Origin of the sequence: Faecalibacterium hominis (ex Afrizal et al. 2022), from assembly GCF_049545105.1 — a bacterium.
GTDB lineage: Bacteria > Bacillota > Clostridia > Oscillospirales > Ruminococcaceae > Faecalibacterium > Faecalibacterium duncaniae.
This window is the reverse complement of the sequence record NZ_CP186860.1, coordinates 2,443,477-2,457,611: the sequence shown is the minus strand read 5'-3', so window position 1 is coordinate 2,457,611 and position 14,135 is coordinate 2,443,477. Positions and strand designations below refer to the sequence as shown.

12 protein-coding genes are annotated in these 14,135 nt (G+C 50.8%); 7 read left to right on the top strand and 5 right to left on the bottom strand.

Annotated features, from left to right (window positions below):
* The first annotated feature begins 455 nt into the window (after positions 1 to 455).
* Both ACKXGA_RS11855 and ACKXGA_RS11850 read left to right on the top strand, forming a co-directional pair.
* Complete coding sequence (locus ACKXGA_RS11855) at positions 456 to 704, top strand: DUF6061 family protein (protein WP_423729563.1); 249 nt, start codon at positions 456 to 458, stop codon at positions 702 to 704.
* A 443-nt stretch (positions 705 to 1,147) separates the two neighbouring features.
* Positions 1,148 to 2,950 carry a DUF4365 domain-containing protein gene (locus tag ACKXGA_RS11850; RefSeq protein WP_113991776.1) on the top strand — a complete coding sequence of 601 codons (1,803 nt, stop codon included), beginning with the start codon at positions 1,148 to 1,150 and terminating at the stop codon, positions 2,948 to 2,950.
* Positions 2,951 to 3,004: 54 nt separating this feature from the next.
* Here the strand turns inward: ACKXGA_RS11850 and ACKXGA_RS11845 are convergent, their stop codons facing one another.
* Positions 3,005 to 3,619 (bottom strand): PBECR4 domain-containing protein, encoded by a 615-nt coding sequence (locus tag ACKXGA_RS11845; protein ID WP_242958688.1) that lies wholly within the window; start codon positions 3,617 to 3,619, stop codon positions 3,005 to 3,007.
* A 280-nt stretch (positions 3,620 to 3,899) separates the two neighbouring features.
* Between ACKXGA_RS11845 and ACKXGA_RS11840 the strand changes: the two genes are divergently transcribed.
* A complete protein-coding gene (locus ACKXGA_RS11840) occupies positions 3,900 to 4,103 on the top strand; it encodes a DUF6061 family protein (protein ID WP_097780445.1) in 204 nt (67 codons plus the stop codon).
* A 73-nt stretch (positions 4,104 to 4,176) separates the two neighbouring features.
* Here the strand turns inward: ACKXGA_RS11840 and ACKXGA_RS11835 are convergent, their stop codons facing one another.
* From ACKXGA_RS11835 to ACKXGA_RS11820, 4 genes are all read right to left on the bottom strand, one after another.
* Positions 4,177 to 6,531, bottom strand: coding sequence for an ABC transporter permease (locus ACKXGA_RS11835; protein ID WP_154256070.1), 2,355 nt, complete (start codon positions 6,529 to 6,531; stop codon positions 4,177 to 4,179).
* Complete coding sequence (locus ACKXGA_RS11830) at positions 6,528 to 7,211, bottom strand: ABC transporter ATP-binding protein (RefSeq protein WP_097793055.1); 684 nt, start codon at positions 7,209 to 7,211, stop codon at positions 6,528 to 6,530. Before ACKXGA_RS11830 ends, ACKXGA_RS11835 begins: the two co-directional genes overlap by 4 nt.
* A gap of 101 nt (positions 7,212 to 7,312) precedes the next feature.
* Positions 7,313 to 8,350 (bottom strand): sensor histidine kinase, encoded by a 1,038-nt coding sequence (locus ACKXGA_RS11825; protein ID WP_154256069.1) that lies wholly within the window; start codon positions 8,348 to 8,350, stop codon positions 7,313 to 7,315.
* A 9-nt stretch (positions 8,351 to 8,359) separates the two neighbouring features.
* Entirely contained in the window at positions 8,360 to 9,040 is a 681-nt protein-coding gene (locus tag ACKXGA_RS11820) for a response regulator transcription factor (RefSeq protein WP_154256068.1), read from the bottom strand.
* A 911-nt stretch (positions 9,041 to 9,951) separates the two neighbouring features.
* Here ACKXGA_RS11820 and ACKXGA_RS11815 point away from each other — a divergent pair.
* From ACKXGA_RS11815 to ACKXGA_RS11800, 4 genes are all read left to right on the top strand, one after another.
* Positions 9,952 to 10,398 (top strand): plasmid mobilization protein, encoded by a 447-nt coding sequence (locus ACKXGA_RS11815; protein WP_423729562.1) that lies wholly within the window; start codon positions 9,952 to 9,954, stop codon positions 10,396 to 10,398.
* A complete protein-coding gene (locus ACKXGA_RS11810; protein WP_423729561.1) occupies positions 10,361 to 11,923 on the top strand; it encodes a relaxase/mobilization nuclease domain-containing protein in 1,563 nt (520 codons plus the stop codon). The genes ACKXGA_RS11815 and ACKXGA_RS11810 overlap by 38 nt, the downstream gene beginning before the upstream one ends.
* Positions 11,924 to 12,112: 189 nt before the next feature.
* Positions 12,113 to 12,568, top strand: a complete 456-nt coding sequence (locus ACKXGA_RS11805) for a CHC2 zinc finger domain-containing protein (RefSeq protein ID WP_005937055.1) — start codon at positions 12,113 to 12,115, stop codon at positions 12,566 to 12,568.
* Positions 12,531 to 13,877 carry a DNA primase family protein gene (locus tag ACKXGA_RS11800; RefSeq protein WP_112092014.1) on the top strand — a complete coding sequence of 449 codons (1,347 nt, stop codon included), beginning with the start codon at positions 12,531 to 12,533 and terminating at the stop codon, positions 13,875 to 13,877. The genes ACKXGA_RS11805 and ACKXGA_RS11800 overlap by 38 nt, the downstream gene beginning before the upstream one ends.
* Positions 13,878 to 14,135: the final 258 nt, after the last annotated feature.

The window sequence follows — 14,135 nt, the reverse complement described above, 5'->3', positions numbered from 1 at the left end:
GATGTTTTCCTCAACATTTTTATTGATTTGTAACAAAAATCCACTTTATCACCATGATTTTCAATGCTTGAAAATCTCTGTCAGATGGTCTATCACTTTGCTCCGCAAACCGTGTTGTCGTTCAAAGCCACCACCCGGAGCCTGATTGTCTGAGGGAACTCGAATCCCTGGCCCTCTGATTAAAAGAATCCAAGGCGCATCATTCGTCAAATTTCAAAAGTTCGAAGAAGCGTTATTTTTATCGTATCATCGCAAAACACGCCTTTGCACACACCGCATTGTCTGCATACAGTGTAATGCTTTGCAACCGTTATCCAGATATTCAGGTGTGCAAAAAGTGTGCAAAAATGTGCAGACGGGCAAAACAAAGCCCAATGGACAAATCAATCACCGGTTTTATGGCAGGGTTTAGGACATCCGAACAGACACCGTTTGATATAGAAATGAGGTTCACCATGAACAAACTGCTTTCCTGCCGCTTCAATATGGACAGCAACCGGGTGGAAGCCCGGTTCGAGGATGGCACCACTCTTGCCATCGACTGCATCGCCGTGGAGGACGAGTACGGCAGCACCCCGGCACAGCGGGCAGAGCTGGACTGGCTGCTGTATAATAAGCCCTTGGAGTACGCCCAGCTTGTGCTGGGTGGAGAGATAGAGCGTTATCTGTCGCTTGGCTGCGACCATGGCAGACTGGAAGATTGATTACTTCGAAAGGCCATTGCCATTTGAGTACCAATTGAATATACTATAAACAGGAGAGCGGACGTCACTCCGCTGGTGTGGCTGACACCTAAAATCCGATCTGATGCAAGACGTAAGGGCTTGAGGCTGGCGGGCAGCGATAAAACCCGAAAGCGATGCAGGACATAGGAGCCTGAGGTTGGCGGACAACGATAAAATCAGTCACAAGGGACATCGGACAGCACCACGGTGTTGTAGATGCCCCTTTTATTTCTGCTCAACTCGCTACCGATAGCAGACCTATTCCATTATCTTCCATAAATTCAGTTTTTGTCAAGACTATCACAATTTCAAGATTTTTCAGATGTTTTGTTAATTTTTCTGATTTTAGGTGTATAATCAGTACAAACAAGAAACTGCACTCTCATGCATATTTCTGCAATCACCTTATCTGGAGGTCTAATATGGATTCTGAAAAGATTGCTACAAATCATGTTGAACTTGCCATAAGCAAAACGGGTCACTTGGTTTCTCACATCAATTCCAATGATAAAGAGCCCTCATGGGATGGAGATGTAGAAGTCTATAAAAAGTCCGGCCACGTTCATGCAAAAGCTGACTTGATTTTAAAAGTACCTGTTCAGGTCAAAGGTCATATTAAACCAAATCTAAAGAAAAAGAGCATAAAGTATTCTATCCAATATTCTGATTTAAGAAACTATCTTTATGTTGGAGGAACCATCTTTTTTGTCGTGTATTTCGATAAGGAAGATGAGCATTATACTATATACTATGTTGGACTTCTTCCGTTCGACCTCAAAAAAATGCTCAAGGACTATAAAGGAGATTTCTCTAAATGCAAAAGCATTGAATTAAAAGTTTTTCCGACCAAAAAAGAAGATATCGATGATATCTTCCTTAATTTCGCGCATCACATGAATAGGCAACGCGCCGCTATCAATAGCGCGCTCTTATCCTTCGATTCAGACTTACCCACCAACACTATTTCTCTAGGCTATTCTACTAGTGCAGCAAAACATTACGATTTGCCCCTTGATTATTTTTTTGACCACGAAACTTACATTTATGCTGTTCTCCCTCAAAAAGTCGAACTGCCCATTGCTCATCTTGACCGTATTGAGTTATTTTCGTTTACACGAGATGCTCCTATCAGCATTGATTCTAAAGTTTATTTTGAGAGTTATACTGTCACACGTTCTAAATCATCTACGGTCATTCGTTTTGGTAAGGGAATACAGATGAGTTTCAGTACAGCGCAATCCTTGCCTACAAAATTCAATTTTACTTTATCCGGAACACTATCAGAGCGTATCAAAGATGCAGAGTTTATGGTTGCTGCCCTTTCTGCCCATCACTATGAAATCAATGGTGGAAAAATCGCTTTCAGTGAAGCTGATTGTGCCAATCTTCCTACACTTCAAAAAAAGCTTTCCTTTCTTCTAGATGTGAAAAAGACGCTAGAGGCAGTTCATGCAACAGCCGACCTCGACTGTTCTTCCCTTTCTGTCACAGACAATACTAATCTTAGCATCTTGAGAGCTGCACTAATCGACAAAGAACCAATCAAGATGTGTTCAAGCCAATCGCTTCTTCGAAGCTGCCATATTGCTAATCTAGAACTTCTTTTATGGGTTGTTCCGACTGAAGAAAATAGTGAATACCATAACATCTATGATTTTAACTATGTACCACTGATATATCGCGAGTTTGACAAAAATGATAAAGAATATCCATCCACTCACTTCGTCATGTTAAATAAAGATGCAATGTTGAAGTACTGCAATATCGACTATAACGCGCTACTTGATGCCGTTCAGCACGTTCCTTTTTCCGAAGATTATTCTCATTCGCTCAATGCACTTCTTCTTGAAATGCTTAAAGCATACGATGAAAGTAAAAATAGTCGCATTGAGCTACTATCCACTGCGACTACCCTCGCGCTTTGGATTAAGGATTCTGATCCATATACAGAGCATCCGATTGCTATTCTCAACTATCTTCAGTCCGTCAAACGCTCTCGCATATTGACTTCGACTGAACAAGCCGAAATTCTTTCTCTTATTGAAGTAGCCCAAGACAATGAGTCTATTTACGTTGGTGCATATCTACTATTAGATAATCCTGTTGCGGCTAAAATTCACTTTGATAAGCTACCTGAAGAATCACAGAAGTTCTTTGAATCTTGTCCCATCTATCATTTTATGCCAAATGGACAACCTACCATTTCTGCTCTGACAGAAGGGTAACAAGTGATGCCCACCCGCCCATGGTTTTTCCATGAGTGAGTGGGCATCGTTTTGTTAATCGAGATTTTTCGGCAAGCGGTCATACAGAACCACCGTGTCTTGCGTTTCGATATGTACACGCTCTTTCTTCAGGAGCGTTCGAGAACGTTGGTTTGCACGGTAGTCACGGCCGCTTTCTTCAAAAGCAGAACAACACAGAAAGTCACATACCGCATTGCCGGAGGGAGATTCCCGGATAATGAACACAAAGGCAGTTGGTTCGATCTGGCTGGAAATCAGGTAGTCCGCTTTGATTTTGGTCACGAACGGATAGAACTGGGGCATATAGGAAAACAAATCAAACTCCTGTTCCAGTATTTCTTTCAACCGCACCAGTGCCAGCAGACGCGGTTTCACATACTCCTGATAGAGTGTACCCTTCTTTACCTTGTCGTAGGTGATCTTGCCGGATAGAATCATATCCACTGTTTTGCGCGGGCTATACCGGGGAAGGGCAATATCTTTCAGGTAGTGGAACCCAGCAAGGTGAGGGAAGTCCTCTGGTGAAAATGTCAGCTTGATCTCGTGCAGTTCACCCTTATAGCCGTAGGTGAAAACATAGTGGTACTCAGTCAGTTCTTTCCAGACTTCTGCTGCCCGATACAAAATATCTTGCTGTTCGTCCTGCACATTTTCACCTTCCCTCAAAAAAATAGAAGCCCTGCCGAAAGGCAAGGCTCCTATTAAGCGTTTTCTTTCGATTCATCGAATCTATTCGGCTTGTGGTTATCGCTCAACCCACGGTCTGGCTCCACAATCGGCTGATACCGAACCAGTCCACTGCTTCATCGCCACCGATAGCTGGTCAATGCCGCTATCCTCTAGCTTTATTATACCACAAAAGGACGTAAGTTCAAGTGCTTAAATTTAAAAGCACTCAATCATATTATATGCTAAAGGGGTTTGGCCATTGCAATGTTTGCAAACGTCATACACCACCCTTGCCATCGACTGCATCGCCGTCGAGGATGAGTACGGCAACACTCCGGCACAGCGGGCAGAGCTGGACTGGCTGCTCTACAACAAGCCCTTGGAGTACGCTCAGCTTGTGCTGGGTGGAGGGACGGAGCATTATCTTTCCCTTGGCTGTGACCACGGCAGACCGGAAGATTAAGCCCTTATAAAGAACACGATGCCCACCGACCTATGGTTTTCGCCATAAGCTGGTGGGCATCTGTTGTTCTGGCTTATAATTCACTGATGGTTGCAGTAATGGGCTGCATGAGGATTCGCCTGACCGGGGTATATACTGCCAGCACCACAGCCGCCAGCACGACTGCGACAATCACGGCAAGACAGCCCCACGGCACCTGCCACGCTGCACCGAAATAATGGGTGATGAGCCGGGTATACAGCATCCGGTTCAGCACAAGACCCAGTGCAATGCCCACCACAAGACCAGACACCGCATAGGTGCCAGCTTCGGCAGAGATCATGCGTTTCAGCTGTGCATCATCCATCCCGATGGCACGCAGGATGCCATACTGCTTCATTCGTGCCGACACGCTCATGGAAATGCTGTTGATGATGTTCAGAATGGTGATTCCTGCAATCACGATGAGAAACGCATAGACCACCAGATGGAACGCCCAGTAGGTGCTTTGTATCATCCGATTTCCTTCGATTCGATTGGAAAAAACAACCTGCTTGTTTAACGTGTCGCTCAGCAGGGTGTGTATTTGTGCAATGGCTGCGTCTGCTGTGGTATCTTTTAGTTGAATATCGATCACCGCATAGCGGTTTTGCCCGGTCAGCTGATGGAAGGTTTCTTCGGTGCAGATAACAATCGGGGAATCGGTACTACTGAACGGGCTGTCGTTCAATACACCCACGACTGTGAGCTTTGCATCCTCCAGCTGGATGGTATCACCCACGGTCAGGGAGTTGCTTTTGTCGAATACCGTCAGCACAGGATATGTGCCATCCTCCGGCTCCTGCGGAAGGGTTCCGCCAATCAGGTCTTTTTTCGCCCAGCCAAACTGTATCGTATCGTATGAAATCAGGTCGATGGACCCCTGTTTTCCCTGATATTCCGCCGGGAGGGGGCAATACATCCGCCCGAATGCGTGTTTGACTTCCGGCAGAGCTTCCAGCTGCTCCACCAGCACCGGGTCAAGGACATTTTGCCCGGATGTTTCAGCCACCGATAAGTCCGGTGCATAGGACTGCAACGGATTCAGCGCAAATCCAACCCATCGAAGCAAAACCGAAAAGCTCAAAAACAGGAGAATGCTTAACGCAAAGGAACCTGTCATCAGAAGCAAGTTCTTTTTGGACGAGGTTGCATGACTCACGCCCAAAGAAAGCTCTGCACGACTTCCAAACAACCGAGCATGACACGGAGAATCCGCTGCATTCTCCACCGCATTCCCAGTTGCTGCTGTGATCGGAGAAGCTTTTGCCGCCCGCCGTGCCGGAGAAGATGCCGCGAACCAAACCGTGATAAGTCCCAGCGCGGAACCACAGATAATACCGACCGGGCTGATGCCAAGCACTGGTAAAGAGCTGAACTCCTCGCCGATAAATCCACGCAGAAAGGAACACAATCCCCATGTGGAAACGATTCCCAGCGCACATCCTGCTGGAACAGCAGTTTTACACCAGAAAAGAGCTTCCAGCCGGACAAGCATCCGAACCTGATTTTTTTCTGCCCCAAGACAGCGCAGCATTCCATAATAGCTGGTACGCTGAGCTACATTGCTGTTGATGCTGCCTGTGATCATAAAAATTCCGGCAAGGACGACCATGCCAGCCAACACAGCCGCTACCGCATATAAGCCTACAATATAATCGTTGTTGCTGCTTGCGTTCAACGCCATCAGGTAAGTATTTTCGGAGATTTTTTCTTCTGAAATTCCGTACTTGTTTTCGATGTTCACAATGGACTGCCGCAAATTGGTACGTGGCTTGAACTGGATGAAATACTGTGTTTCAAAGGATTCTTCTCCCTGTGCGGCAATCTGAGAAAATGTACTGCGGTTCATCACCAGCACAACAGCATCATACTGGTTCGCATCGGAGGTATCCTCATTGAAACCTGCGACAGTAAGCGAAATGGTCTGTCCATCCGGGAGCGTCAGCGGAATCGCTGTACCGACCGTGACATCCAGCCAATCCCGGATGTTTGCTGTCACGAGCACTTCGCCATCCGCCGGGGCAGTGCTACACTGCATTCCCGGAAAGATTTGAAGGATCGCATCATCTGCTCCTACCAGTGCGGCACGTTTATCTCCGGCAAAGTAGTTTTCCGTAAGGGAAGCGTTGATGTCGCTATACGCCGAAAATGCAGCAACATCCTCCTGTGCGGCAAGCTCTGCGGCTGTTTCAGGGGAGATGTCCTTTACCATGATATGCCAGTTTCCGTTTTTGTTCAGCTGGTTTGAGGTTTCCATACGAATCGCCATATCTGCCATACTGAACACCGCCGTGACCAGAAACACCGCAAGGACGATGCACAAAATCGTCATGCGGTTCTGCCGTCTGCGTACCTTGGCAGAAATCGGGATCAGGCTCAGATAGCTTTTCATTTCTGTACTTCTCATTCCCGGCACCTCCCAAAATCGGTCAGGCAGCCGTCCGATACCTGCAACACCCGGTCTGCCGTCTGCGCAATGCTGCGGTTGTGGGTGATCATCAGGATGGTCTGCTCGTATTTCCGGGATGTTTCTTTTAGCAGGGCAATGACCTCGCTGCTGTTCTGGGTGTCCAGATTGCCGGTCGGCTCATCCGCCAAAATCAGGGAAGGGCGGGTCATCAGGGCGCGGCCGATGGCTACCCGTTGCTGCTGCCCACCGGAAAGCTGGCTTGGCAGATGCTTTCGACGGTCTTTCAGATTCAGCACGGTCAGCAGCTCTTCCAGATATGCCCTGTCCGGCTTTTGGTAGTCCAGCAGCACCGGGAACAGGATGTTCTGTTCTACGGTCAGTTCCGGGATGAGGTTGAATGCCTGAAAGATAAAACCGATATTGCGGCGGCGGAAGATCGTCAGCTCCCGGTCTTTCATGGCAAAAACATCCTTGCCATCAATCAGCACCTTGCCGGAAGTCGGCGTATCCAGTCCGCCAATCAGATTGAGCAGGGTGCTTTTGCCGGAGCCGGATTCGCCAACGACCGCCACATATTCGCCTTTCGGCACTGAAAAGCTAACATCTTTCAGCGCATGGACAGCAGTTTCTCCGCTGCCGTAGGTCTTGCAGAGATGGTTGACTTCTAATAGTTCCATAGTGTATCCCTCACTTTGCAGGTTCCTTCGATTCAGACGGATTATCTCTGTCTGTGCAGAAAAGGATAACACGTCAACCTTACTGCAAGCCTACACGCAGCCTACAATTTTGTAGGAATCGGAAAATTCAGAGTAAAGGTCGTGCCCTTTCCCAGCTCGCTGTCTACTTCAATGGTGCCGTGATGGGCTTCCACAACGGCTTTTGCCAACGGAAGACCCAGCCCGATGCCCTGTGTATCCTGTGAAAAGCGGCTGCGATAAAACCGTTTGAAGATATGGTACAAATCTTCCGGGTGGATACCGCTGCCGTTGTCGCGCACTTTGATCTGAACCATGGACGGCAGTGCATTCCACTCTACCTGAATCGTATCTCCGCTCTTTGTGTGGTCAAGGGCATTCTTTACAAGATTGTCCACAGCTTCCTGCATCCAGTCACGGTCGCACCAAAGTGTAACCGCCTCTGAGCCGGACAGAACAAGCTTTTTCTGTTCCTGCTCTGCACGATAGCTATACTGCCGCGCGATATCCTGCACCATTTCAGCAACATTTTCGTTTTTCTTCTCCAAGACGACCGAACCGGCATCCAGCCGGGTGATTTTGAGCAGATTCTGCACCAGCGTTTCGATGCGGTCCAACTCCTGTTCGGACAGGTCTGCAAACTCTTTGACCTCCGACGGCGAAACAGCTTCGTCCTGAAGCAGACCGTTGTAGATATTCAACGCCGCCAGCGGTGTTTTGAGCTGGTGCGAAATATCTGCAATGGTATTTTTCAAAAAACGCTTCTCCCGTTGCTCGTTGTCTGCGTGTGCGCTCAGAACTGCCGCCAATGCATTAACGGAGTGAAACAGACGGTAAAGTTCTCCCTCCCGGTCGCAGCCCAGTCGTGCATCCGGGTTGCCATCCAGACAGCTTTGGATTTGCTGGACTGCCTGTTCCAGAAGCGCGCTCTGCCTTTGGAAATAGCGAAAAAGCACACCCCAGAGACAGCCGCCCAGCAGAAGAAAAACTAACAGTAACACGAAAGAAAACACATGCGTCGTATGCCATACGATGCCCTGCGTGAGAGCCAATGCCACCGCCCAGACCGCCAGCACGGCTTGGAACAAATTTCGGATCTCCTGGTTTGCGAATACTTTCATACGGCACCTTTACCCATTCCATTTATAGCCCATGCCGCGGACAGTCAGCAACATCTGCGGTTTGCCGGGGTCGTCCTCGATCTTCATCCGCAGCCGCCGGATGTACACTGTTAAGGCACTGCTGTCAATGTAATCCCCATCGCAGTCCCACAGTGCATCCAGAATTTGTTCCTTGGATAGCACGGCATTCGGATGCTGCATAAAGAAGCAGAGCAGCTTGTACTCTGCGCCGGTCAGTTCCAGCAATGCTCCGTTTTTGTATGTCTGCCCCTGCAACAGCCGAACGGTGATGCTGCCCGATTCCAGTACGGGTTCTCCTGCGCTGGACGCATTTGCACGGCGAAGCAGTGCATTGACCCGCGACAACAGGACACCCAGCTTGAACGGCTTGGTCAGGTAATCATCCCCGCCCAGTTCCAGTCCCATGATGATATTCATTTCCTCATCCGAAGCAGTCAGGAACAGAATCGGCACGTTGGATGTGCGCCGCACCTTCTGGCAGAAATCGAAGCCAGAGCCATCCGGCAGAGAAACATCCAGCACCAGCAGGTCATATTTTCTGTCTGACCACAGCACCTCGGCTTCTGCCAGCGTCCGGGCTGTATCCAGTGCAAAGCCCTGTTTCTTGAATGCAAAAGTCAGCCCACTGATCAGGCTCAGATCATCTTCCAAAAGGAACAGTTTTCTCATGATTCCCTCTCTTTTCCGCGTTTTGTGTGTCCTACAGGTTCAAAAGCATTATAAGTTTTTTCTGCGAACATTACAATGTGCGAAACGGAAATTGTTTCTTGCCGTGTGTTAAATATAAGTCCTACTATCACTGCTTTACTGCAATAAAATTTGCAAAACCATCTTGACGCTCGCCGCAATCCGTGATACCCTTTATCGCAAATCCCACCAATTTTGTAGAAAAGTACAGAGCGGCGAGGATTTATTCCCCATGAAGATTTTTACCGCCCCGCAACACACCCGATTCATTTTGCCGCCGATTCACCCGACAAAATCCATCGCTGCGCTGCATGGGCGGTATTTTTCTTTTTCACAAATAAAATCTTATGTAGTTGTTCAATCTTCCAAAATTTATTTTTGGTTGTTGACTACACAACCGCAAAGTGTTATTCTTGTGCTTGAAAGAAGCAGGTTGTAGTGTCCGCACTGCGTCCGGCTTTCTTCATACTGTACCTTGAATCTTACATAAGCCGTCTGAACGAGATACTGCGCCATGACCTCACACTTTCTGTGGGCGAGCCGGACAACGCCGCTGCAAAACAGGGGCAGGAACTGCGTTCGGTGTGAACGGTGACCATGAGCAGGGGCTTTTCCTTTTCACACGTTTTGCTCTGCAAAATTTTCAACGTGCATTGCGGTTCGACTTCTGAAATTTTCAGTGTTGCACGGAAAGGGCGAAAGCAAGTATCGACCTGTGGCCACAAATTTTCAATGCTTGAAAAATTGCTGTCCACTCAGTCTCATCCTTGTTGGGGCGTGCCTGCCCCAAACCCTGCTCTAGCTTCGCACCGTTGGTGCGAATGCGGCGTGTCGCATTACATAGCCTTCTCCATCCCGGAGCGGGCATTTATCATTTTCACAGGAGGTCGAATATGGCTGAAATGAAAAGTCCGAATGTACACGCAAAGAAGAACCGCAATGACACGCCGCGAAAACGAAAGACACACATCATCAAAGTCAGGGTGACCGCAGAAGAAAAACTGCGGATCGCATACGCCTGCAAAGAACTCCACCTCACCCAATCCGAACTGGTCCGCCGCGTCCTGTACGGCGTGAACGTCAAGCACACCGTTGTGGTGGCGCAGGGCGGCGAGGATGCACTGGCGGCGCTTGCCGCCTTGTCTGCCCTGTGCAGCAAGGTGGGCAGCAACCTCAACCAGCTTGCACGGCACTTCAACTCCGGCGGCAAAGACACCGAGCAGCTCCGGGCGCAAATTCTGGAGGAACTGTCCGCACTCACGAACTTTCGGCTGAAAGCCGAAGAAACGGTTGGTGAACTGTATGGCAACCATCAAGCATTTAAGCTCGAAGAACTCTAACTATGCCGCCGCCGAAAGCTATCTCACCTTTCAGCACAACGAATACACCGGTCTGCCCATTCTGGACGAGAAGGGCAGACCCAAGCTGCGGGATTCGTACCTGCTCGACACCCTTGAATGCGGCGAATCCTCGTTCGCTATGGCCTGCCTGATTGCCAACCGCAAGTACGGCAAGAACGGCGGGCGGGAGGACGTGAAGACCCACCATTATATCATCAGCTTCGACCCGAAGGACGCAGTAGAGAACGGTCTGACCATGGAACGGGCGCAAGCCCTTGGCTTGCAGTTCTGCAAGGACAACTTCCCCGGTCATCCCGCCATCGTCTGCACCCACCCGGACGGTCACAACAGTGCCGGGAACATCCACGTCCACATCGTCATCGGCAGCTTGCGTGTCCGCACTGTGGAACGGCAGCCCTTCATGGACAAGCCGTGCGACTGGGAAGCGGGCAAGAAGCACCGCTGCACTTCTGCCATGCTCCGGCACCTTCGTGTCGCAGTCATGGAGATGTGCGAGCAAGCCGACCTGAACCAGATCAATTTACTGGAAGCCCAAGGCGACCATGTTTCCGAGCGGGAGTATTGGGCGCAGCGGCGCGGACAACGCCGTCTCGACCATGCCAACGCCAAACTTGCCGCCGAAGGGCAGCAGCCCACCCAGACCGTCTACCAGACCGAACTGGACAAGCTGCGAAAGCAGATCTACTCCGTGCTGAACAAGACCACCACCTTCGAGGAATTTTCTGCATTGCTCATGCAGGAACACGGCATCGCCGTGAAGGAGAGCCGAGGCCGGTTGAGCTACTGCCCGCCCGGCCGGACAAAGTTCATCACCGCCAAGAAACTGAGCAAGAAGCTGGAAAAGGAACAGGTGCTGACCGCCCTCTCCCAGAACATCCAGCTTGCCGCCATCATCCAGCCCAGCAGCGAGAAGAAGCCGGATAAGATCAGGAAACTGGTTGACATTCAGGCGAACGTTGCTGCGGGCAAGGGCATCGGCTATGAGCGTTGGGCGAAAAAGTTCAACCTCAAACGCTGGTCGCAGACCTTGTGTCTCCTGCAGGAGAAAAAGCTGCTCAGCGAAGATGCCCTGCACCAGCGCATTGCCGAACTGAAAACCCAGCACGACGATGCACTGGCGGTGGTCAAAGACTTGGATGCCCGCATGGTCTCCCTCAAGGAGCTGCGCGGGCATCTTGTGGTCTATCGGCAGTACAAGCCTCTTGCACAGAGGCTCCAGACTGTGCGGAACCCCGCCAAGTTCAAGGAGCAGCACCGTGCAGAGTTTGCTGTGTACGAGGCCGCTTGCGCCTATTTCAAGGCCAACGGGCTCAGGACGCTGCCAGATCTCAAAAAGCTGGATGTCGAATATCAGACCCTTTCCTCGGAGAAAAACGGGTTCTACACCCGCTACAAGAAAGCGCAGATCGAACTGCGTGAACTCCGCACCGCACAACAGAACGTGGAAGCCTTCTTCCGCAAGGAAGAGCGCGGCCACGCTGTACCGCAGCAGGAGGTCAAATGAACAACACTCTGACGGATCGATGTGTGAATAAACCCAACCTCACCCACGCCCCTCACCGGGCTTCGTCCTTTCGCCTGTACCCCACCCATTGGGACGGAGGGTAGCACCTCTGTCTTTTCGGACGTAAAGAACGCCATCTCGACCCGGCAGGCAGCGGAGCTATACGGCTTCGCCGTAAACCGGAACGGCATGATGTGCTGCCCCTTCCACGGGGATAAACACCCCAGCATGAAGGTGGACAGCCGTTTCCACTGTTTCGCCTGTCAGGCAGATGGCGATGTGATCGATTTTGTCGGCAGACTTTTTCAACTTTCTCCCTACAAGGCTGTGGAAAAGTTGAAGAACGATTTCGGCATGGCACTTGCCGATGGCAAGGTGCGGCTTGCTCCCCGCAGACCGCCCACCGTCCGGCAGCAGCTGCTGGACTATTACCGCTGTCTGCAGCGTTGGCGGGTCCGATACGCACCGCAGTCACCCACAGAAGAACTTCACCCCTGCTTTCTTGAAGCGATAAAGAACCTTGACATCGTTGAATATTATCTGGACTGTTCGGTGCTCCCGGACCCGCAGACCGAAAATGAGCTACGGAAGTATTGGGAGGGATTGCATGAGCGACTGGAAAAAGAGGAACGAAGATTGGCGTGATGAGGACGAACTGGAAGAAGAGGAAGAATGCGAATGCCCTTGGGTAGACAGCAAGGGCAAAGTGCGTGAAACCGCTTACTGCCAATACCTTTTAGAGAAACACCCCATGATGTGCCTGAAACAGAAGCTGTTCGACCAGAACGGCGAGGTGGACGAGGACGCACTGCTCTACGAAGTCCACAGCGACCTCCGTGACTTTGTGCTCGACAACCTTGCCAAGAAGGAGAAGCAGGTTCTGGACGCACTCCGTATCGAAACCTATACCCCTGAATGGAAACCCCAGCTTGACCGCATCCATCTCCAGAACGGAACCTACTTTCTGGACGAGCGGGGCTTTGTGCCGGAAAAGGAACTCTGCCTGAACCGGCTCCCCGTGGAATACCAGCCCGATGCCCCCGCACCGACCAAGTGGCTGGAATTTCTGGACGGTCTGCTGATCCCGGAGGACATTCTGACCTTGCAGGAATATCTCGGCTATCTTCTGATCCCGTCTACCAAGGCGCAGAAGATGCTGGTCATGACCGGCAAGGGCGGCGAGGGAAAATCCCGCATCGGCTTGCTGCTGAAGAAGCTGTTCGGGGAAGCCTCTCACTCCGAATCCATCCTCCGCATCGAAACGAACCGCTTTGCCAGTGCAAATCTGGAGTACAAGCTGGTCATGGTCGATGACGACCTGAACATGGTGGCTTTGCCCGAAACACGGAACATCAAGTCCATCGTCACCGCCGAGGATCGCCTGTGCATCGAGCGGAAGAACAAGCAGGCTGTCCAAGGTCTGCTGTACGTTCGTTTCATCTGCTTCGGCAATGGCAACCTTGTGGCTGCTCACGATGACAGCGACGGCTTCTGGCGCAGACAGATCCTCATCACGGTGAAAGACCGTGACCCTGCCCGGGTGGATAACCCGTTCCTCATCGAAGAGTTGTCCGAGGAGCGTCCCGGCATCCTGCTGTGGATGCTGGAGGGGCTGCACCGTCTGCTGGCGAACCGCTATCAGTTCACCATCAGCGAGCGCTCCATCCAGAACCTCGAAGCAGCCATGGCGGACAGCGATAACCTGACCCAGTTCATGCAGGCCAGTGCGTATGTCCGCTTCAAGCCCGACACCGAGGAACGCTCCACCTATCTCTACCGCGCCTACACCAAGTGGTGCGAGGATAATCTGGAATCACCTGTTCCGCAAAAGAAGTTCAGCCAGTTCCTGCTGAAAAATGCGGGGAAGTATGGCCTTACCTTCTCCAAGCACATCGAGGGAAAGTACCGCGGCTTCCGGGGCGTATGCGTCCACCCCGCCTTTGCTGCGGCATAAAACACACGAAAAGTGAAATTCTCGCGCCCTACGCGCCCCAAATCAGTGGTTTCGACTTGTTATCGCTGTTTTCTTAGGGCGCGTATCTGCCCTTTCCGGGCGGATACAGGGCAGCAACACGCCCTTCGGGGCGGGAGAGAAACCAAGATGCGCCCCAAAAGGGCGCGTCCATCCCAGCCATGCGCCCCATAAAATCAACACAGGAAGGTACTTTTGTGTGGTTTGGGGCGCGTGGGGCGCGTAAATTCAAGTTCTCGC

Coding starts and splice junctions, on each gene's coding strand:
- ACKXGA_RS11855 (WP_423729563.1), top strand. CDS start 456: ATGAACAAACTGCTTTCCTGCCGCTTCAATATGGACAGCAACCGGGTG.
- ACKXGA_RS11850 (WP_113991776.1), top strand. CDS start 1,148: ATGGATTCTGAAAAGATTGCTACAAATCATGTTGAACTTGCCATAAGC.
- ACKXGA_RS11835 (WP_154256070.1), bottom strand. CDS start 6,531: ATGAGAAGTACAGAAATGAAAAGCTATCTGAGCCTGATCCCGATTTCT.
- ACKXGA_RS11830 (WP_097793055.1), bottom strand. CDS start 7,211: ATGGAACTATTAGAAGTCAACCATCTCTGCAAGACCTACGGCAGCGGA.
- ACKXGA_RS11825 (WP_154256069.1), bottom strand. CDS start 8,350: ATGAAAGTATTCGCAAACCAGGAGATCCGAAATTTGTTCCAAGCCGTG.
- ACKXGA_RS11820 (WP_154256068.1), bottom strand. CDS start 9,040: ATGAGAAAACTGTTCCTTTTGGAAGATGATCTGAGCCTGATCAGTGGG.
- ACKXGA_RS11815 (WP_423729562.1), top strand. CDS start 9,952: ATGGCTGAAATGAAAAGTCCGAATGTACACGCAAAGAAGAACCGCAAT.
- ACKXGA_RS11810 (WP_423729561.1), top strand. CDS start 10,361: ATGGCAACCATCAAGCATTTAAGCTCGAAGAACTCTAACTATGCCGCC.
- ACKXGA_RS11805 (WP_005937055.1), top strand. CDS start 12,113: ATGATGTGCTGCCCCTTCCACGGGGATAAACACCCCAGCATGAAGGTG.
- ACKXGA_RS11800 (WP_112092014.1), top strand. CDS start 12,531: ATGAGCGACTGGAAAAAGAGGAACGAAGATTGGCGTGATGAGGACGAA.